Source organism: Actinocatenispora rupis (assembly GCF_016861975.1).
In the GTDB taxonomy this organism is placed as follows: Bacteria; Actinomycetota; Actinomycetes; order Mycobacteriales; family Micromonosporaceae; genus Actinocatenispora; species Actinocatenispora rupis.
Genome location: NZ_BOMB01000048.1, coordinates 15,919 through 35,435, shown reverse-complemented (window position 1 = coordinate 35,435; position 19,517 = coordinate 15,919). Strand labels below are relative to the sequence as shown.

Sequence of the window (19,517 nt, the reverse complement as noted above, 5' to 3'; positions counted from 1 at the left end):
GTGGCCGCGGTGTCCCACGGTGTCCCACCGCGCTGGTCCGGCGGGCCGGCGCGGAGCAGAGTCCGGCGGCGACGGCAGCGACTCCCCGGAGGTCACCATGCACAGCGCCACCCGTACGCGACCCTGGCGGCTCCGGTCCTCCCCGTACTGGCCGGTGCTGAGCCACCGCACGCTCCGCGGCGTACTGCCGGCGGTGGCGGTGTCGGCGCTGGGCGACGGGATGAGCATGGTCGGGGTGAGCTGGCTGGCGCTGCGGCTGGCGCCGGTCGGGCAGCGCGGCCTGTGGGTGGCGCTCGCGGTCGCCGCGTACACCTTGCCCGGTGCGGCCGGGGTGGCCCTGTTCGGCCGGTTCCTCCGCTCCCGCCCGGCGGCCCGGCTGGTGTCCTGGGACGCGACGCTGCGGGCCGCGGCGTTCGGCACGATCGCGGTCGCGTACCTGGCCGGCACGCTCCCGGTCGTCGGGTACGTGGCGCTACTGGCCGCCTCGTCGCTGCTGCACTCCTGGGGCCAGGCCGGGCAGTACACGATGATCGCGGAGGTGCTGCCGGACGCCGACCGGCTCGCCGGCAACGCCGTACTGTCCACGGCCGGGCAGTTCGGGATCCTCGTCGGGCCGGTCGCGGCCGGGCTGCTCGCCGCGGTCGCCGGCCCGGTGGCGCCGCTGTGCGCGGACGCCGTCAGCTACCTGCTGCTCGCCGTGGCCATGCGGTTCGCGTTCCCGGCACCGGGTGGGCGGGCCGCACCGACGGCGGGGACCGGGGCGGACCGTACCGGCTGGCGGGTGATCCGGGCGGACCGGCGGCTGCTCGCCCTGCTGGCCCTCACCGTCGGCTTCTACGCCCTGTACGGCCCGGTCGAGGTGGCGCTGCCGGTGCACGTCGCCACCGACCTGCACGGCTCCGCGACCCTGCTCGGCACGTACTGGACGGTGTTCGGGATCGGCGCGCTCGCCGGCAGCCTGCTCGCCGGGTACCTGCGGCGCTGGCCGCTGTGGCCCACCACGATCGGCATCGTCGCCGGCTGGGGGCTCGCGCTGCTGCCGATCGGGCTCGGCGCGCCCGGCTGGCTGGCACTCCCCGCGTACGCGCTCGGCGGCCTGATCTACGCCCCCTACCCGGCCACCAGCCTCGCCCTGCACCAGGCCACCACCGACCCGGCACTCCTCCCCCGGGTACTCGCCGCGCGCAGCGCGATCGTCGTGGTCACCGTGCCCGCCGGGACGCTGCTCGGCGCCCCGCTGATCGCCGTACTCGGCGCGCGCGCCACGCTGCTCGTCTCCGCGCTGGCGACGGTCGCCCTCGCCGCGGCCGCCGCGCTCACCGTCGCCGGGCGTACCCGTCGGGTGGGGTCGGGCCGGCGGGCGTGACCCGTGGAGACGAGCCCGGGGCCCGCGCTGACGCCCGGACATGTCGGTGGCGCACGGGGATCCGGTGGCGCAGGCTGGTCGGCGCGACCGAGCCGACGTACCAGATCCGCGCCCGGTGCACGGCGTCCACCGTGACCGTGTACCAGGCGTACCCGGCGGTGATCGGGCTGGTCGCCCACCTCCGCCCGGGACCGTTGCGGGCGAGGTCACGGTGCGGCGACCCACGGCGGAACCGGTCGCCGGGGGCGGCTAGCGTGCTCGCGACGGCATGCGACGACGGCGATCGGCGAGGCTCGATGGACTCCACCGCACCGGCGTCGACCTGGGAGTTCCGACCGGCGTCCGACGCGGACGTACCGGCGCTGGCCGAGCTGCGCGCCACCGTCATGCGGCCGGACCTGACCCGCCTCGGCCGCTACGACGACCACCGGGTACGCCAGCGGATGCGTGACACGTTCGCCCCCGGGTACACGTCGCTCGTGGTGGTGGGCGGGGCGCTCGCCGGCTGCGTCACGGTACGTCCCGCCGGCGGCCGCCGGTGGCTGGAGCACTTCTACCTGGCGCCGGAACACCAGGGCCGCGGGCTCGGATCGGCCGTGCTGCGCGCGGTCCTGGCCCGCGCCGACGAGGACCGCGCCACCGTCGCCCTCGTCGTACTCCAGGGCAGTGCCGCCCGCCGCCTGTACGCGCGGCACGGCTTCGTCGTCGAGGACGAGGACCCGGTCGACGTCACCATGTACCGCCCGGCGCGCGCCTGACCGGCGGGAAAGCCGCTGGTGCCGGTACGACGGGGCGGGGCACGATGGGGTCATGGACGCCGGACCCGAGGTGGTGGCCGCCGCGGCGGCGCGGATACCGGCGGGCACGCGTACCGCGGTGCTGGTGGAGGGGGACAGCGACGAGGCGGCCGTGACGATCGTGGCCGCGCGGCGCGGGCGTGACCTGCGCGCGGAGGGCGTCGCCGTGGTCCCGATGGGCGGCATCACCAACCTCGGGCACTTCCTGCGCCTGCTCGACCCCGGCCTCACCCGCACCGGCCTGTACGACGTGGGCGAGGAGCACGTGGTGGCCGGCGCGCTGGCCCGTACCGGGCTGGGTGCCGGGCTGACCCGCGACGGGCTGGCCCGGCTCGGCTTCTTCGCCTGCGTCGAGGACCTGGAGGGCGAGCTGATCCGGCGCCTCGGCGTACCGGCGGTGGAGCGGATCATCGACGCCGAGGGCGAGGGCCGCTCGCTGCGTACGCTGCGGCGGCAGCCGGCCCAGCGCGACTGGCCCGACGTACGGATCCTGCGCCGGTTCATCGGCACCCGTGCGCGCCGCAAGCTCCGGTACGCGGCGCTGCTCGCCGGCGCGCTCGACCCGGACCTGCTGCCCGACCCGCTCGACGCCCTGCTCGCCCACCTGCACCCGACCCGTCACGGTACGACCCGGTAGTGCGTGGTGAGCTGACCGCTCTCGTCGTACACGTGGAAGGCGACGCCGGGCGGCTGGGCCTGGGTGGCGAGCGGACCCTCGCCCTCCCACGGCATCCGCAGCGTGGACACCACGCCGGGCGCGATCCGCAGCGGCCGCCCGGCGAACGTCCCCGCGGCGGCGGTGTGGAAGTGCCCGGTCAGTACGGCCACCACCTGCGGGTGTTCGGCGACCAGCGCGGCCAGCGGCTCGGCGGGCAGTAGCCGGGTCGGGTCGATGACGGGGTGGTGCAGGGCGATCGGCGGGTGGTGGAACGCGACGAACGCCGGCGTACCGGTCGGCACGGTCGCGAGCTGTCCGCGCAGCCAGGCCATCGTGGCGTCGTCGAGATGCCCGTCGTCGCTCCCCGGTACGGAGGAGTCGGCGAGCAGGAACACCGCGCCGGCCACGTCGTACCGGGTGTTGACCGGGTCGTCGCCGCCGCGGTCGTCGCCCAGCAACCCCTTCCGGTACGCGTCGCGTACGTCGTGGTTACCGGGGCAGAGCAGCACCGGCACGGGTGAGTCGAACAACCTCCGGGCCGTCTCGTACTCGGCGATGTCGCCGTGGTCGGCGATGTCCCCGGTGATCATGATCGCGTCGACCGGCCGGGGCAGGGCGTGCAGGTGGTCGAGCACTCGCGCGGTCCGTTCGGCCGAACGCGGGTGACTGTCGAGGTGGGTGTCACTGAGGTGCGCGATGACCAGCACGGCACGATCCCCCTAATGGTTGGCAGCCATCAAACCGTTAGGTACGCTACGCGAGCGGCCACCCACCCACAAGCCGGTACGGAGGAGTCGATGTCCCAGCGCCTCGCGCTCGCGCTCGCCGCGACGATCCGGCACGACGGCAACGGTGGCGTCGCCGACGACCTCGCCGACCTCGCCGGGCTCGCCGCCTGGCTGCGCGCCGAAGCCGACCCGCTGCGCGAGGACGTCGGCGTCACCGGCCTCGACCCGGCGACCGTCGACGAACCCACCCGGCTCGACGTGCTCGCCGTACGGCGGGCCACGCGCAGCCTGTTCGCGGTCGCCGTACGGCCCGGGCCGCCGAGCCGCGCCGACGCCACCACGCTCCTGCCGCCCGAGCAGGCCGTCACCCGGCTCAACGAGGCCGCCGCCGCCGTCCCCGTCCATCCCGTACTCGACTGGCCGGACGGCGCGGCACCCACCGTCACCTGGCGCGGTACGGGCGGCGACGCCCGGTCCCGGCTCACCGCGGGCCTCGCGCGCGCCGCCCTCGCGTTCCTCACCGGCCCGGGTCGCGAACGGCTCCGCGCCTGCGCCGCACCCCGCTGCGTGCGGTACTTCGTCGCCGACAGCGCGCGCCAGCATTGGTGCCGGCCGTCCTGCGGCAACCGCGCCCGCGTCGCCCGCCACTACCGCCGCCACAACCCCTGACCCGGAGGCCGGGTCGAGAGCGTCAGGGCGAGGGGGTCCGCCGTTGGGCGCCACGCTGAGGCGTCACAAATCGATTGTTCAATTGTGCACGTGTCCAATTGTTGGACAGGTGCACAATTGAACAATCGATAGCGAAACGCCGACCAAGATCACGACAACCTCACCGGCACCGCCACGTTCCGCACGCCCGTTCCCTTGGTACGTAACGGGTTCAGGCCGGTCGTACGGGTTGGCGCAGGACGGTACGGAGCCGTGCGGGCTCGGTGCGGCGGGGGTCGCCGAGGTAGATCTCGTGGTGCCGCCCGGTCATCCGCAACCCGTGCGCCGCAAGGTACTCGTCGTGCAGCCGGGCGAGCACCGGCCCCTCGTCGTCGTACGACCCGACGTGCAGGACCTGCGCACTGGTGCCCTCCGCCAGCTCCGCGACCCGTACGTCGGCGATCGCCGGCAGGCCCTTCTTCGCCAGCGCCGTGCCCCGGGCCTCGTCGACGAGGTCGTCGGTCACCCAGTCCGGCTGGCTGATGAGCATCCGCCAGCACCAGGCGTCCTTGTCGCGCCGGACGAACACCTCCGGCCGGTCGGACCACCACAACCCCTCCAGCGGCCCGACCACGAAGTCCCGCCCCAGCCCGTTCCGACTCGCGAACTTCACCGTGTACGCCACCGCGTAGAGCGCCTGCACCGCGCGTGCGTACGCGGGGCTGGTGTTGGGGTCGCCGCTGCCGTCGACGGCGAGGAACCGCTGCGCGGGCACGTCGACGAGCGCCCAGTCGGTGTTGCGCGGCGCGTAGTAGGGGCGGAGTTCCCGTTTGACGTCGTAGCGGGTCACCGGTCACCTTTCCGGTAGTCGTCGAGCCAGCGGCGTTCCGCGGTGAGCTGGCCGAGCGCGTGGTCGAAGAGGGCGCGGACGAAGCGCGGCGCGTCCGGCTGCGCGGCGCGGGCGGCGCGGACGGCGGCGATGCGGTCGGCGAGGGCCGCGGCCCGCCGGTCGAGCGCGTCGCGCAGCCGGTCCGGCGGGATGGCCGGCTCGTTGGCCAGGCCCACCAGCAGCGGCGGGTACACCGGCCGCAGCTCCGCCACCGCCGCCTCGGCCGCCCGCGCGCACGCCCGACGCCCCGCGGCGGTCGCCTCGTACACCCGGCGGGACGTGCCGCCGGTGGCGCGCGAGGCGTCGGCGGCGGCGATCAGTCCGCGGTCGCGGAGCTTGCCGAGCAGGTAGTAGATGGAGCTGAAGCCGATCTCGGTCCACTCCCGCATCCCGCGGGTCGCGATGACCTCCTCCAGCTCGTACCCGTGCCTCGGCTTCTCGACCAGCAGCCCGAGCACGGTCAGCTCGGCCGGCGTCAGCTCCCCGTCCATGCCACTATTCTAGTACTAGAATAGAAGCGGCGACGGCGAAGGCCCCGCAACCGGGCGGTTGCGGGGCCTCGTCGGGACCGTACCGGCCGCGGGGGTTCGGCGGGTCAGGCGTCGAGTACGAAGGGCTTGAAGAGGGCGGAGTCCTTGCCGTTGCCGATGCCGGAACCCCACTCGACGTAGCCCTTGCGGCCCTGCCCGTCGTTGTCGTTCACCAGCATCGAGAAGCTGACCAGGCCGTCCGCCGGGTCGATGCCCAGATCCGTCCAGGCCACCCCGATCTCGTACGTGGTGGTCGTGCCGCTGCGTACGGCGGCGGCCGCACCCGCCGGCAGCGGTCCGGTCGCGGGGCCGGACCAGCGCCAGGTGGACACGGTGCCGCCGACGAGCGCCGCGCCGATCTCGTTCCAGGTCTGCGCCTCGCCCGGGGTGCCCGAACTCACCGCGAACTGCACGCCGTCGTCCTGCCAGATCTGGTCGCCGATCGCCTGCCCGTACTGGACGTCGTCGGTGACCGCGACCGTCAGGTACAGCCGGTCGTCGTCGTGGCTGAGCCAGAAGTCGAACGACAGGTCCTGCGCCCCGGCGTACCCGGTCATCACGACGGTGCCCGCGCTCGAATCGCCGGTCTTCGCGGTACCGGCGAGTTCGTTGACGCCGTCGATGGTGACGGTCCGCCGCGGTACGTGGAGGTAGTCGGCGACCACGACGACGTCGCCGGTGGCCGGCAGCGTCGTCCCGTCGCCCATCGTCGCGGTCACGTCGTACGGCGTCTTGTCGGTGAGGCCGGCCAGCGACACGAAGCGCTCGTCGACCCCGCCCGCGGCAATGTCCACATTGGACACCGAGCCGCGCACCGAGCCGACGGTCCACACCAGCGACGTCAGCGTCTGCGCGGTACCGCTCGTGTTGGCGACCCGGATGCGGAGCTGGTCCGTGCCGTCCTTGCGTACATGCCGCACCGACAGCGCCAGCGGCTCCGCCACGTGGTACTCCGCGGACAGCTTCGCCACGACCGCGTCCGCCTCGGTGACGGCGGCGTGCACGGTGCGCCGGCCCACCGCGGTGGCGGTACCGAACGACACGTCGGTGCTCTTCTTCGCGCCGGCCGCGACGGTGACCTGGGCGACGACCCGGTCCCCGGTACGCAGCTTCGCGACCGCCGGGCGTGTGCCGTCGGCGTTGTCGACCAGCCACGTCGCGGTGAGGTCGTCGCCCCGCTTCGCGTCGTGCGCGGTCAGCCGGTGGCGTACGGAATCGGCGATGGCGAGGGCGCCCCTCGACGACAGGTACACCGGCTCCGGGCCGAGGGTCAGGGAGAACGCGCCGGTGCCGGCCGCCCCGTCCACCTGCGTCACCCCGCCGTACGTGTCGGTGAACGTCGCCGAGCGCGCCGTGCGTACCGCGAAGGGGGTGGGGGTGGCGGCCCAGAGCATCCAGTTCACGGTGGACCCGCCGGGGATCGCCACGCGGGACACGCCGTCCGCCGGGGTGTCGTGCTTCAGCCCGGACGGGCCGGCCGGCGTCGACGCGGTCCCCAGCTGCCGCGCCAGGTTCGCGTACGCCACGTACGACGGCTTCGGGCGGGTCGCGCCGTCGGCCACCATGTGCACCATGCCGAAGTTCTGTTCCTGCTCGCCGGCGTCCGTACCGTCGTTCATGAAGTCGTACCAGAAGAAGTCGCGAACGCCTGCGGCGTAAGCGGTCGCGGCGCCCTGCACCGCGTACGACGCCTGGGTGCGGGCGTCGACGGACAGCTGGGTCGTCGCGCTCGTCCAACCCAGCTCGCTGATCCAGATCTCGCGTTCCACGCCGTACGACCGGATCAGCGTGCGCACCGCCTCGACCTGCTGTACCAGCTGGTCCGGCGCCGCCGGGTAGCAGTACGGGTGCACGGACACGGCGTCGACGTAGTCGAGCCCGCCGCGGTCGAAGACCGCCTTCAGCCAGTCGATCGGCACCCCGGACGTGGCCGGCGCGACGTACCGCAGGTGCGGGAAGTGCGTGCGCAGCTCGGTGACGGTCGCCTTGAGCAGCTCGTAGTAGTAGTCGGGCTGGCAGTTCGCCGGGCTGTCGCCGCGCGCGCCGAACGTCGGGATGTTGAACTCGTTGAACACCTCGACCGCGGCCACCGTCGGGTTCTGCCGCACCAGTTCCACCGAGTACCGCGCGAACCCGGCGCGCCCCTCGTCCGTGTACGGCGTCGCGCCGCCGTCGTAGTGCGCGTTGTTGAAGCTGAGTACCGGCATGTCGGTCACGCCGTGCGCGCCGAGCACCCCGCGGTACTGCCGGTACAGCGAGAAGTCGTACGTGCCCTTCGTCGGCTCGGCGCCCCACCACTCCTCGGTGTCGCGCACGGTGGCGATGCCCGCCGCGGCCACCAACGGCACGAGTACCGCCGGATCCCAGGGGTCGGGGCCGAACCCGAAGTGCGTGTTCACCCCCAGGCCCGGCAGCACCCCACCGATCTTGCCGAGTACGCAGAACGAGTCGGTCGCGGTGACCGTCCCCGACGCCCGACCGATCGTGTACGTGACGCCGTAGAAACCGCGCCCCACCGGTACGGTGACCGCCGTGTCGCCGGACCCGGCCGTCAGCGAGCCCGACCAGACGCGGTCACCGCCCGGCGCCGACACCGTCACCGCGATCCGGTCGCCGGCCTGCGCCTTCGGCACCGTCAGCCGCGGTACCGCCGGCTCGACGAAGACGTTCGACGCGGCCAACGGTCCGGCGCCCGTACCCTGCGCCGCGGCCGGCCCCGCGTCGAGGCCGACGGCCGGTGCGAGGGCGGCGCCCGCCGTCGCCGCCGACGCGGCGAGGAAGGTTCTGCGCTTCATCGTGTACTCCGAATCTGTGGAATCGCCTGTGGTGCAACCGATGTGGCGGTGACGCGGCCGCCGCGCAGCGGCCGCCGGGGTACGGGGAACGGCGCGCCGTCAGCCGCCCGTGGCGTACCGGTGGAAGGTGTCGAACGCCTGCTTGTGCGGGCCCCAGTTGCCGTCGGAGTACACCTGGACCAGGCCGTAGTGCGCCTGCGAGTCGTCCCACGCCGGCTGGTCCAGCAGCTCGTACACGTAGACGCCGTGCACCTTGTCGGGCGCCGAGGCGCGCAGCGTGTCGATGGCGGTGGCGAGGTAGTTCGCCTGGTCGGCCTCGGACGCCGACCGCGTACCGTCGGCGATGTCCAGCTCGGTCAGCAGGATCTCGCTCTGCGGGAAGCGGTTGATGACCTCCAGGGTGGCGAGCATGTCGTCCGTCCCCCAGTACCAGTCGAGGCCGTTCACCTCGTACTCCAGCCCGTCGTTGTTGAGCAGCTGGAGGAACCCGGTGTGCTTCCAGGTCATGTTGACGACCCGACCGGCCTGCGAGTCCGACGCGCGTACGCCCGCGCAGATGGCGGCCATCCGGTCGCGGACCGGGCCGTACACGTCGGGGTTGTAGTCGTTGACGGACGAGCCGTCGACGCCGGGACCGTTGATGCAGACGCCGTCCATCTCGTTCTGGATCTGGTAGAGCGGGATCTGCCCGGCGTACCGGGAGACCAGCATCGACACCTGGCCCTGGATGAACCCGTCGTCGCGGTCGGCGATCGCGTCGGGCACGGTCAGGATGGCCATCAGTCCGATGCCGTGGTCGTGCGACGCCGCCACGATCGCGTCGTACCAGCTCCAGTCGGTGGACCCGGAGTCGCCGGTGGGCAGCAGGAAGTCGACCCGGTAGTAGCCGGCGCCGAGCTCGGCGGCGAGCGCGATGTCGTCCGGCGCACCGTGCGCCGGGTACGACGTGTCGTCGATCATCGGCGGGTGCCCGCAGACGCCCCACGCGGTGAGGGTGGTGGACGCGGCGGCGCGTTGCGGCGTGAACGCGGCGAGGGACACCGCGGAGGCGACGGCGGCGCCCGCCACGGTCTTCAGAACCGTACGACGCTGGACCATGATGTGGATCCCCTTTCGGGCGTCAACCCACTCCGGACGCATCCGGGGGACGCCGGCGCACGGCCGCGCACGGACCACAGAACCCGCGGACGCTCAACGATGCGGATATGGGAAACCGGTTTCGCATCGCGTCGATGGTGGACCGCACACGAGGGTCGCGTCAACCCTTTCCTGCGGGCGATACACTTTGCGTGTGCGCAGCGTGAGAAAAGTGCGCCTCAGCGATGTCGCCGCCGTCGCGGGCGTTTCGATCGCCACGGCGTCCAAGGCCCTCAACGGCAGCACCCGCATCTCCAGGGCGACGAGGGACCGGGTGCACGAGGCGGCGCAGCGGCTCGACTTCCGGCCCGACGCGCTGGCCCGGTCGTTCGCGTCGGGGCAGAGCGGCACGATCGGCGTGCTCACCCACCGCGCGAAGAACACGTTCGCCCGGTCCGTCACCATCGGCGCCGTCCTCCAGCTCGGCGAGCAGAACCAGGCCGCCCTCGTGTACGACGGGGACGTCACGGAGAGCCGGGCGATGGCGACCAGCGTGCGCGAGCTGCAGGCCCGGCGGATCGACGGGCTGCTCGTGATCGGCGACGGCCACGAGCACGCGTCCCCGTCGCTGACCCACCACTTCGACGTCCCGGTGACGTACGTGTTCACCGCGTCCAGCGACCCCACCGACGTGATGTACCTGCCGGACAACCAGCGCGCCGGGCGGATGGCGACCCAGCACCTGATCGACACGGGCCACACCCGGATCGCGCACCTGACGGGGCCGCGTACGAGCATCGCGGCGCAGCGGCGGAAGGCCGGCATGCGGGAGGCGCTGGAGGCCGCCGGCCTCGACCTGGTGGGCCGGGTCCGGCACGGCGACTGGACGCGGGTGCGCGGCGCCCGGCTGATGGCCGAGCTGCTCGCGTCGGGCGCCGAGTTCGACGCGGTGTTCTGCGGGAACGACCACATCGCCCTCGGCGCGATCGAGACGTGCGCGGCGGCCGGCGTGCGCGTCCCCGAGGACGTGGCGCTGGTCGGCGTCGACAACTGGGAGGGCATCGTCGTCGACCAGCGGGGCGCCGACCAGCTGACCTCCGTCGACCTCGAACTCATGGAGCTCGGGCGGCGCGGCGCGGCCAGCCTGCTGAGCCCGGAGCACGCGCCGGGCGAGCACTACGTGACACCGACGCTCGTCGTCGGCCCGTCGAGCCGGCGCTGACCACCGCCGCGAGTCGCCCGCACGGATCGTGAAAGCGATTCTCCATGCGTCGAAAGAATGTCGAAAATTGCTTGCGAAAACAGTTTCGCACATTGGTCTCGACGAACATTCCGTCGTACGACGGCGCGAGGCTCCCCGGCGGGCTCGGCTCAGCGTGGCCCGAGGGTCGGGCCGCCGGGCGCCGGTCGCGGCTGTCCGCCCGGGTCGCTGGCTGCGCCGGGGGAGTTGCGCTCGGTACGACGGAGGTGCGCACCCACCGGACGCGGTGAAGCCGCCCGGAGCCGCAATCGGCCGGGGCACCGGATTCGGCTCTGGCCAACGCTTCGCGCGTCAGCCGGCAGTACGCGGGGCGACGCCGCGGGGTCACCGCCGTACGGGCCGCGCACCGCCGGGGCGTACGACGACGTCCCGGCGGTGCGGTGGGTCAGCGGGCCCGGCGGCGGGCGACGACCCGGACTGCGAGGCCGAGGAGTACGGCGAGGAGGCCGAGGGCGGTGACGAGCGCGAGCCGGCCGCCGGTCTGCGGGAGTCCGCCGGACCCGGACGCGTGCCCGTTCGGGCCGTTCGGCGAGGTCGGGTGTGCCGTCGGCGGTGCCGTGGTGGGCGGTGTCGTGGGCGTGGTCGGCGGCCCGAACGTGTTGGTGATCTGCGCGGTGGCGGGCTCGCCCGTGGCGTTCCACGGTACGAGGATGCTCAGCGGGTCGCTCTTGTCGTGGTCGCTGTCGGCGCCGAGGCTGTCCGTCTCGTACACGGTGCAGGTGGCGTGCGCGGGGACGCCGGTGAGCGTCCAGGGGTGGCCGGGCGAGAACTCACCCGTCCCCTCCCGTACGGTGACGGGCTTGCCGGTGTCGGGCGTGACCACGCACCGGTACGCCAGCGGGAACGGCCCGTCGGACGCGGACGCACCGGGCGGCGCGACGGTCTTCTTGCTGACCTTGACGTCGCCGAACACCAGGCCGATGCCGGCCTTCTGCGGTTCGACCGCGCCGAGCTGCGTGGCCTGGCCGGGCGTGTCGATGAGTTCGGTGTGGCCGAAGGAGTTCCACGCGATGGACGGGTCCGCCGGCTTGTCCAGATCGGCCGGCGAGGTCATCTGCCAGACCACGTCGAACGAGGACCCCGGCGCCAGGCCCGGATCGTCGAACGTGGCGTGCACCTCGAACCCGGTCGCCGCCGGATCGAACCCGGACCGCCACGCACCGGCCGGGCAGCTGTCCGGCGGGTACAGATCCTTGGTACAGGCCGGATCGTCGGTGGTGTACGTCAGGTCGGCGTTGACCGCGCCGCCGGAGCCGACCGGCGCGACCGTGGGCGCGGACACGAGCGTCGGCCGGACGTTCCACATGGTGCCGCGGTCGGCCGGGTCGACGACGCCGGTGTCACCGGGCGCCGGCAGTACGTCGACGAGCCGCGAGTCGAGCGCCGGGTACGTGCCGTTGTTCGTCATCCGCGCCAGGAACGTGAAGTTCTGCCCCGGGTACACCAGCGCCACGCACGGGTACCGCGTGTACGCGACGCCGTCGCGGGTCAGCCGCGGGCAGGCCGGGTCGTCCAGCGACGTGTACTTCTTGGTCGCCGTGTCGTACAGGCCGAGGTCGGGGTTGCCGGCGACCCACTTGCCCGCCTGGAACGCCGCGCCCGGCGTGGTGGTCAGGCTCGCCGACGACGTGCAGTTCTTCCCGGCCAGGAACGGGTCGCCGGTGGTCTCGCCGTCCGGCGGGCTGTCGCTGCAGTCGAAGTCCTGCGTACTCGCCGATCCGGCGCCCATCACGTTCGTGGCGGTGACACCCGCGCTGGTACCGGCGGCCATCCGTACGCCGATGCGGATGACGAGCACGCTGCTGGGCTGGAAGTTGCCCGGGAAGTGCCACACGAGCCGGGTGACCCGGCCGCTGCCGTCCCGTTCCGCGGTGAACTCCGCCGGGCCGGGCGCCGTCGTACCGGACGGGACGTCGAACCGCTGGATCTCGTACGGCTTGCCGTTGACGCCCGTCTCGTCGAACTCCAGCGTCGCGGGGATCGGGTCGGACACCTGGAGATCGGGCAGCGCGGCCGTTCCCGTGTTGCGTACGGTCAGGTCGAGGTAGCCGGTCTGGCCGGGTGCCAGGCTCGCCGACCCGACCACCGCCTTGTCGACGTCGATCGCCGGCCGGCCCTTCGTGACGGTCAGGTCCGCGGTGACGTCCGGGATGTCGAACCCGCCGCCGTGCGAGAACTGCGCCTCGCCGTGCCCACCCGCCGTGTCCGTGTACGTGCCGAGTACCGGGTCGCCGGTCTCCCGGTCGGTGGCCCGCGGCGTCACCGAGAAGCACACCGACGCCTGCTGGCAGGGGCCGCTCTCCGGGAAGTTCGTGCCCGGCGTCAGGTTGTAGCCGCCGTGCGCGGGATCCGACGACGTGAACGTCACCCGCACCCCGCGTACGTCACCGGCCGACACGCCGGCGGGCAGCGGTGGCGGGTTGGCGGCCGTGGGCGTACCGGTGATCCACGTACCGCTGGCGCAGCCCGTCGTACAGACGTCGAGTTGGGCCCGGTCCGCGCCCGGCGGGTACGAGACGCCTTGCATGGCAACGAAGTCGAACGAGCGGAAGAAGTCCGAACCCTGCCCGTCGGCGTCGGAGTCGGTGACCGTCAACGACTTCAGGTGCGTGTTGCCGGTGTTGGCGATGCGCAGCTTGACCGTGGCGATCTGCGGATCCAGCCCGGCCGTCGGGCGCGCCACCTCACCCGGTTCGATGAACTTCTGCAGGCTGGCCGCGCTGTGCGGCGGCGTGGTCACGACCGTCGGCGCGCAGCTCGTCGACGCGTCGGGATCGCCGTTCACGGCCGGACCGCCGCCGGACAGCACGATGTAGCAGTTGTCGATGTGCACCCCGTCCGGGATGCCCTCGCGGCGTTCCACTTCGAGATGCACGGTGCAGTCGCCGCCGGCCGGCATCGGGTCGGCCTTGACGAGGAACCCGCGGGCCGCGTCCAGCTGGCTCGCCGTCGCCGACGCGTACGGCACCTGCTGCGGCGCGTTCGGCGGGTCCGGGATCAGGAGTACGACGTCGGCCGGGCTGCCGGGGCACGTCGCGTCGATCGACACGATCCGTACCGTCGCGAAGGGTTGGGTGTCCGCCGTCAGGTTGTCCGCCGGCGGGTCGGCGAGCACGAAGTCGTTGAGGTCGCCGCCGTCGTTGTGGAACGACAGGGTGTAGTCCAGCGGCGTGTCCTCGGGCAGTTCCGTCTGGCTGACCGTCTTGGTACCCGGGCCGGACGGACCGTGGCCGGCGGTGACGGTCAGGTTGCCGCAGGCGGTCGCGGTGGCGGAGGTCGAGCCGTTCCCGGTGTTGACGGCGTTCGCGTCGGCGCAGTTCGTGTACGGCGAGTCCGCCGGTACGGCGTTGTTGTCGAGCGTGCCGTGGAAGTCCAGGCCGGCGGTCGCGTTCGGGTCGATCGCCGCCGTACCGGCCGGGCTGGCGTACACGACCTCGATGCCGGTGACCTTCATCCGCGCGTCGTCCGGGCCGCCGGCCGGGCACGTGAAGTCGTCCGGGCGGTTCAGTTCCACGGTCGCGGGCGGGCTGGTCAGGTCCTTCTTCGTCTGCGACCCGTCCGCGCAGCTGATCGTCACGTGCGCGGTCGTCGCTCCGTCCGGGAAGCGCAGCCGTACCTGGGTGAGGTCCACGACCGACAGCCCGGTCTCCGGATCCGTACGCGACGGTTCCCGGATCGTCATCGTCTCCACCGGGAACGGAGACGTGTTCCGCGCGGTGACCGTGGCCGAGACCGGCCAGCGGCGCTGCGCCGGCGCCGACGCCGGGTTGTCCGCCGTGTAGTCGCCGTCCTTGTCGGCGAACCAGCTCTTCGAGACGTCCACCGTCGCGATGTCCGGCACGATCTGGTACGTGTCGCTCGCCGGATCGCCGTCGGTGGTGCCGTCCGCGTTCGTCGCCGCCGGCGTCGCCGAGTTCGTCAGCGTCTTCGTCGTGGTCGGCTCGACCTTCGAGCCGTCGATCCGTTCGGTGTCCCGCAGCTTCAGGGTGAACGTGACGCTGCCGGACCCGTCGTTGGCGATCGGGTCACCGGAGGAGCTGGAGAACACGAACCGCACCCCGGTCACCTCGCTCAGGTCGACCCCCGGATCGGCCTGGATCGGGGAGCCGGTCTGTACCGCGCCATCGGTCCACGCCCCGCACGCCTGCGCGTACGGCAGGGTGCAGTACTGGACCTGGACCTGGTCGGCGCCGTCCGGGTACGTGACCGCGCCGAAGCCGGTGAGGTCGAAGTAGTTCCACGGGTCGTTCGTGGGGTCGCCGTTGGTCTGGTCGGTGAGGGTCAGCTTCGTGACGTCGGCGGCGCCGGTCGAGTCGTTCGTGACGCCTAGCGTGACGGTGCTGCTCTCGCCGGACTGCGCCAGTGCCGAGCCGTCCGACCAGTCCTTGGTGGCGCGCACCCCGACCGTCACCGGTACGTGCACGAGCACGTCGACGCTGGCGCTGGCGGACGGCGCGTTGTCCGCGGTGACCGTCGCGGTGTTCGGTACGCGGGTGCCGTCGGGGACGGTGGTGTCCTTCGGCAGCGTCATGCCGACCTGTACCGACGTCGAGGACCCCGCGGGCACGGTGGCGACGGTGACGGTCAGCTCCCGCGTCTGCGCGTCGTACGTGTAGGTGTACTGGCTGATCCCGGGAAAGACGGTGCCGCCGGGCGGGCTGGTGTCCGGCCCACCCGACCACGTGTACGTGCCCGGCACGACGTTCGCGGTGAACTCGGCCGGCAGCGTGTCGGTGACCGTGACGTTCCGGCAGTCCTCGGACAGGGAGGTGCAGTCGACCCGCAGGACGTAGTTGAACGACCCGCCCGGCTCCACCCCGCCCGCCGGTACGCCGGTGGTCGACTTGTCGAGCGCGACGACGGCGGCGGCGGCCGGCACCGAGGTCACGAGTACCCCGAGGGTGGCCAGCAGCAGCGCCACGAAGGCCGCGGTGACGCGGCGGAGAACCACGGACTTGCCAGGCACGACGCCCCCAGGACTGGACTGCACCACCCACGACCCCGTCGATCCTGCGGTACCGAACTTCTACCGTGAGTAACGACACGCGGACTCTTCGAGAAACTTCCGCGCGAGGAGTGGCACCCGGGCGTGAACGCCTACCTGGACCTGCGGGCGGCGGAGACCACCGGCACGCGACCGTCACCGCCGCCGGGCGCGCCCTGCTGACCCGCGCGTACCACTGGCAGGAACGGGTCTTCGACCGGCTGACCGACGGCTGGAACGCTGACTCACACCCGGGCGGGCGCGGGCGTACGGGCATCGGCACGGCGGCGGACCCGCGCCGCGAGCCGGAGTACCAGGATGGCGACGACACCGCAGACCACGTTGCCCAGCAGCGCGACCGGCCGCGACACCGGCAACGACGCCGCCTGCACGAAACCCACCCAGACGTACGTGAGCAGCAGCCCGGCACCGACCGCGAACACGTGCGTCGCGGACCAGCCGGGACGCCGGGAGTACCGGGCGAGCAGGACCAGGCTGGCGGCCACCCACACCGCCACGCACGGCAGTACTCCCCAGGCGCCGGCGAACGGCGGCACCGCGAACTCGATCGCCCAGTACCCACCGGAGAGGGCGAACGCGACCACGGCGACCAGCCACGGCCGCGGCGCGCGCCGACCACCAGCGTCGGCCGCGGATCGGTTGCGGCGCAAGGCAACGGCGACGGCGGCGGCGACCAGGGCGACGACCGCGGCGACCAGCACACCGAGTTGCACCGGGCTCGCCAGGAACCGGAACTCCTCGTACTGCATGGCCGTCAGGCCCGCGCAGCCGACGACGAACACGCCGCCGACGACCGCGAGGCCCGGTCGGCCGAGCCACGGCCGCGGCGCGTCGCGGTCGAACGCCTCGATCACCGCGATCGGCACGCTGATGCTCCAGACCGTGTGCAGCATCAGCGAACCCTCGGTCAGGCCGGCGCTCATCCCCAGCCCGGGGACCGGCGCGTACCCGTCGAAGCTCGGCAGGCCGAGGTAGCCGGGGTTGAACAGCATCTGGTCCACGATCCCCTCCTCGACCAGCGCGTACGCCGCGCCGAGGAGCACGATCACCGGCCAGCCGCCGCGGGTCCGGCGGACCACCTCGCGGATCAGGACGGCGCCCCCGCCGTACATGGTGGCGAGGACGAGGACCCAGGCGATCGCGGTGATCGGCTGGTTGCCCAGCACGAACTCCCCCACGAACGGGCTGAACCCGAACAGCGCGAGCGCGAGCAGCCGGCCACGCCACCGGCTCCGGCGCGGCGTCGGGTCGGCGGTCCAGCGGCGCGACCACGTGGCCATCCGGGGCCTCCTCGCAATTAATGGAGTAGCCACTCTAGTATTACATCCGTGGCCCGGACGGTGAACCCGCAGGAACACGCCCGGCGACGGGCGCAGATCATCGGTGCCGCGGCGGTCGAGTTCGCCGAACGCGGGATCGACGCGACGTCCACCGCGGCGATCTGCCGCCGCGCCGGCATCGGCTCCGGCACCCTCTTCCACTACTTCCCCACCAAGCGCGACATCGTGCACGCCGTCTTCGCCGACGACCTGCCCCGGATCGACGCGCTGTGCGCGCGGGCACTGACCGAGGACGACCCCGACCGCGGCCTCGACGCGGTCATCGACCACCTGCTCACCGAACTCGCCGACCCGCTCGCCCCCGGCCTCGCCACCGCCGCGACACTCCAGGCCGGCCGCGACCCCGAGTTCGCCGCGATCCTCGCCGCCGCCGACGAGCGGATCCACACCACCCTGACCACGCTGCTCCGGCGCGCCCGGCGTACCAGAGGGCGCAGCCTGCCGTTGCCGCCCGCGTCCGCCGCGCGCTGGATCCGCGGCCTCGTCGACGCCGGCCACCTCGGCGCCGTCGACGGTCCACGTACCCGGACCGCGCGGGAACTGCGCCGCATCGCGCACTGGCTCGCCGGCCGCTGAGCGGCTTGCGGCACGCCCGCACGGTTCCCGGACTCCGGTACGCGCGCGGTCGGCTCACCGCCGCCGACCGCCGCGCTGCTCGCCGCGGTCGACGCCGCCACCTGACCCCGCGCAGCAGTGTATCCGTTGCGGCGCAACGGAATCCGCTCATTCCGCTGGCCCGACTCGGATCGACGCGACGGCACGTGTACGGGACGATGACGTCCGCGTCCGGCGGGTCCGGTACGTGCCGGCGCCGTCGCCCGAACTCGTACCGTCCGTCCAGATGCTCCTGCGTACTCGCCACGCCGGAGCCCTTGGCGACTGAACCGGCCGCTCGGCGAGGTTGGGCGTGCTGCCGGACTCCATGCGGTACGTCCACCAGCGCGCGTTGCCACGCACCACCTCTCGCCAGCAGCCGTCGTACTTCGGCGTGACCGGCCCAGGTACCGCCGTCGCCCGCGCTGGCCGCGCTGGCCGTGCTGGCCGTGACAACGAACGTCCCGACCATCGCGATCCGTACCTGATCGGTACGAAAGTGCTCGAACATGATCAAAGGTACTGGCGCGTCGCGGCCCCGAAGCCGGGTCACCGCGTTCGCGCACGGAATCCTGCGGCGGCGGAGTACGGGCACCGAACGCACCATGCGCCACGACATGTACGCCGAGGTCGTCATGTCTCCCGTCGACGTCACCCGAGCGCTGCCGCACCCGCGGCAGCCGGGCCGGCGAAGTACCCGGATCTCGTGCTCGACGGCGCGCGAACATCGGAGTATCGGCCGACTGGCCGCCCGGCGACGGGGCCGGGGCGGCGGGGGTGGTGGGGCGCGTGGGACTCGAACCCACAACCTACGGATTAAAAGTCCGTATTCCCGCCCTATAGGCCGTCTCGACTTGAATAGCCTACTTTCCGCTAGTCTCCGGACCCTTCCTGTAGACGTCATTGATCAGCCACCGTTGCCTCCCGCCGGTCGACTCCGGGCAGTGACCGGTGCGGCAGGTACGGGCAATACGGGGATGGTTTGCCGGAGCATCCATCGAGCACCCAAGTCGAGCACCCACCACTCGCCTGACGCCGGCCGTGACATCACGGAGCGTAGTTTCATGCCATCATCCGAGAAGGCCCCGCACAGCGAAGTTCGACTAACCTCGCGACCGCGGAAGAGGTGCAGTGTGCTGCTGGTCGAAGCCAGCTCGCGGGACGACCACTGCCTGCCGGGCAGCGATGTCGACCACGCCATCGATGGTCAGGCATTGGCTACGGCCCAGACCGTCCGGCAGCGAAATCGGGCACGCCATGCGCAGAACAACTGCACCCTGCGCCCTTGCAAACGGGCTCGAAGTTCAGGCTCCGATCCCCATGGCGCAAACGATGTCTCCAGATCCTGTGAGCCAGTGCCTAAACGCGTACATTAGCAGAGAACACTAACGATAACGACGCTCGATTGACCATCCTGCACACGGCGCAAAGCGTGGCTAGGTATCTTCCACCAGACAGAAAACGGTGCACCTTGGACATGCCTAGCCACCGACACAACACAGCCATTCGACGCATCTCCGACCGCGACAAGCCGTGGCGCATCATCGTTTACAGGAGTCGCCGGGCGCATCCGAACCTTTGGCGCTGAGGCGACGCCCAGCAGCTCATCATCACTCAGGACGGGCCCAACGAACGCAACGGAGTACGAAACGTTTCCGCCTTGTTCTTGGTCATTGGTACCAGCCTTCTGGAACCGATGATCCATCTCAACATTCGCAGAGTAGAAGCGCTCAGCCTTCGTCGGCCCGTAGACTTTACGAATAGTGACTATTGCCACAAACGTCACGAGCAGCACGCCGAGCAGACCTGCCAAGATGGCAATTTTGGTT

At 72.3% G+C, this 19,517-nt stretch carries 13 protein-coding genes; 6 read left to right on the top strand and 7 right to left on the bottom strand.

All coding sequences use genetic code 11. The features are described 5' to 3' along the window. The first annotated feature begins 19 nt into the window (after positions 1-19). From Aru02nite_RS33240 to Aru02nite_RS33230, 3 genes are all read left to right on the top strand, one after another. The gene (locus tag Aru02nite_RS33240) at positions 20-1,366 is read left to right on the top strand and encodes an MFS transporter (protein WP_239077108.1); all 1,347 of its coding nucleotides are present in this window, start codon (positions 20-22) and stop codon (positions 1,364-1,366) included. A 296-nt stretch (positions 1,367-1,662) separates the two neighbouring features. Continuing rightward, positions 1,663-2,124 carry a GNAT family N-acetyltransferase gene (locus Aru02nite_RS33235; RefSeq protein WP_203664279.1) on the top strand — a complete coding sequence of 154 codons (462 nt, stop codon included), beginning with the start codon at positions 1,663-1,665 and terminating at the stop codon, positions 2,122-2,124. Between the two features lie 52 nt (positions 2,125-2,176). Continuing rightward, positions 2,177-2,800 (top strand): ATP-dependent endonuclease, encoded by a 624-nt coding sequence (locus tag Aru02nite_RS33230; protein WP_239077107.1) that lies wholly within the window; start codon positions 2,177-2,179, stop codon positions 2,798-2,800. Here Aru02nite_RS33230 and Aru02nite_RS33225 read toward each other — a convergent pair. Continuing rightward, positions 2,782-3,528, bottom strand: a complete 747-nt coding sequence (locus Aru02nite_RS33225; protein WP_203664278.1) for a metallophosphoesterase — start codon at positions 3,526-3,528, stop codon at positions 2,782-2,784. The genes Aru02nite_RS33230 and Aru02nite_RS33225 overlap by 19 nt on opposite strands. A 90-nt stretch (positions 3,529-3,618) precedes the next feature. Here Aru02nite_RS33225 and Aru02nite_RS33220 point away from each other — a divergent pair, with 90 nt between their 5' ends. After that, on the top strand, positions 3,619-4,218 hold the full coding sequence (locus tag Aru02nite_RS33220; RefSeq protein WP_203664277.1) for a CGNR zinc finger domain-containing protein: 600 nt from the start codon (positions 3,619-3,621) through the stop codon (positions 4,216-4,218). A 211-nt stretch (positions 4,219-4,429) separates the two neighbouring features. Here the strand turns inward: Aru02nite_RS33220 and Aru02nite_RS33215 are convergent, their stop codons facing one another. The 4 genes from Aru02nite_RS33215 to Aru02nite_RS33200 form a co-directional block, all read right to left on the bottom strand. Then, positions 4,430-5,047: a GyrI-like domain-containing protein gene (locus tag Aru02nite_RS33215; RefSeq protein ID WP_203664276.1), complete on the bottom strand. Its 618-nt coding sequence runs from the start codon at positions 5,045-5,047 to the stop codon at positions 4,430-4,432. Continuing rightward, entirely contained in the window at positions 5,044-5,577 is a 534-nt protein-coding gene (locus tag Aru02nite_RS33210) for a PadR family transcriptional regulator (protein WP_203664275.1), read from the bottom strand. The genes Aru02nite_RS33215 and Aru02nite_RS33210 overlap by 4 nt, the downstream gene beginning before the upstream one ends. A 104-nt stretch (positions 5,578-5,681) precedes the next feature. Further along, the gene (locus Aru02nite_RS33205) at positions 5,682-8,411 is read right to left on the bottom strand and encodes a sugar-binding protein (protein ID WP_203664274.1); all 2,730 of its coding nucleotides are present in this window, start codon (positions 8,409-8,411) and stop codon (positions 5,682-5,684) included. Between the two features lie 99 nt (positions 8,412-8,510). Beyond that, entirely contained in the window at positions 8,511-9,509 is a 999-nt protein-coding gene (locus Aru02nite_RS33200; protein ID WP_203664272.1) for a hypothetical protein, read from the bottom strand. A 211-nt stretch (positions 9,510-9,720) separates the two neighbouring features. Between Aru02nite_RS33200 and Aru02nite_RS33195 the strand changes: the two genes are divergently transcribed. Continuing rightward, complete coding sequence (locus tag Aru02nite_RS33195) at positions 9,721-10,710, top strand: LacI family DNA-binding transcriptional regulator (RefSeq protein ID WP_203664271.1); 990 nt, start codon at positions 9,721-9,723, stop codon at positions 10,708-10,710. Positions 10,711-11,134: 424 nt separating this feature from the next. On the opposite strand, the gene Aru02nite_RS33190 is transcribed toward Aru02nite_RS33195, so the two are convergent. Next, the gene (locus Aru02nite_RS33190; protein ID WP_203664270.1) at positions 11,135-15,715 is read right to left on the bottom strand and encodes a DUF5979 domain-containing protein; all 4,581 of its coding nucleotides are present in this window, start codon (positions 15,713-15,715) and stop codon (positions 11,135-11,137) included. 263 nt (positions 15,716-15,978) lie between these two features. Continuing rightward, on the bottom strand, positions 15,979-17,034 hold the full coding sequence (locus Aru02nite_RS33185) for a hypothetical protein (protein WP_203664269.1): 1,056 nt from the start codon (positions 17,032-17,034) through the stop codon (positions 15,979-15,981). A 48-nt stretch (positions 17,035-17,082) separates the two neighbouring features. Between Aru02nite_RS33185 and Aru02nite_RS33180 the strand changes: the two genes are divergently transcribed. After that, on the top strand, positions 17,083-17,670 hold the full coding sequence (locus tag Aru02nite_RS33180) for a TetR/AcrR family transcriptional regulator (protein WP_203664268.1): 588 nt from the start codon (positions 17,083-17,085) through the stop codon (positions 17,668-17,670). The last annotated feature ends 1,847 nt before the right edge of the window (positions 17,671-19,517 follow it).

Coding starts and splice junctions, on each gene's coding strand:
- Aru02nite_RS33235 (WP_203664279.1), top strand. CDS start 1,663: ATGGACTCCACCGCACCGGCGTCGACCTGGGAGTTCCGACCGGCGTCC.
- Aru02nite_RS33230 (WP_239077107.1), top strand. CDS start 2,177: ATGGACGCCGGACCCGAGGTGGTGGCCGCCGCGGCGGCGCGGATACCG.
- Aru02nite_RS33220 (WP_203664277.1), top strand. CDS start 3,619: ATGTCCCAGCGCCTCGCGCTCGCGCTCGCCGCGACGATCCGGCACGAC.
- Aru02nite_RS33210 (WP_203664275.1), bottom strand. CDS start 5,577: ATGGACGGGGAGCTGACGCCGGCCGAGCTGACCGTGCTCGGGCTGCTG.
- Aru02nite_RS33205 (WP_203664274.1), bottom strand. CDS start 8,411: ATGAAGCGCAGAACCTTCCTCGCCGCGTCGGCGGCGACGGCGGGCGCC.
- Aru02nite_RS33200 (WP_203664272.1), bottom strand. CDS start 9,509: ATGGTCCAGCGTCGTACGGTTCTGAAGACCGTGGCGGGCGCCGCCGTC.
- Aru02nite_RS33185 (WP_203664269.1), bottom strand. CDS start 17,034: ATGGCCACGTGGTCGCGCCGCTGGACCGCCGACCCGACGCCGCGCCGG.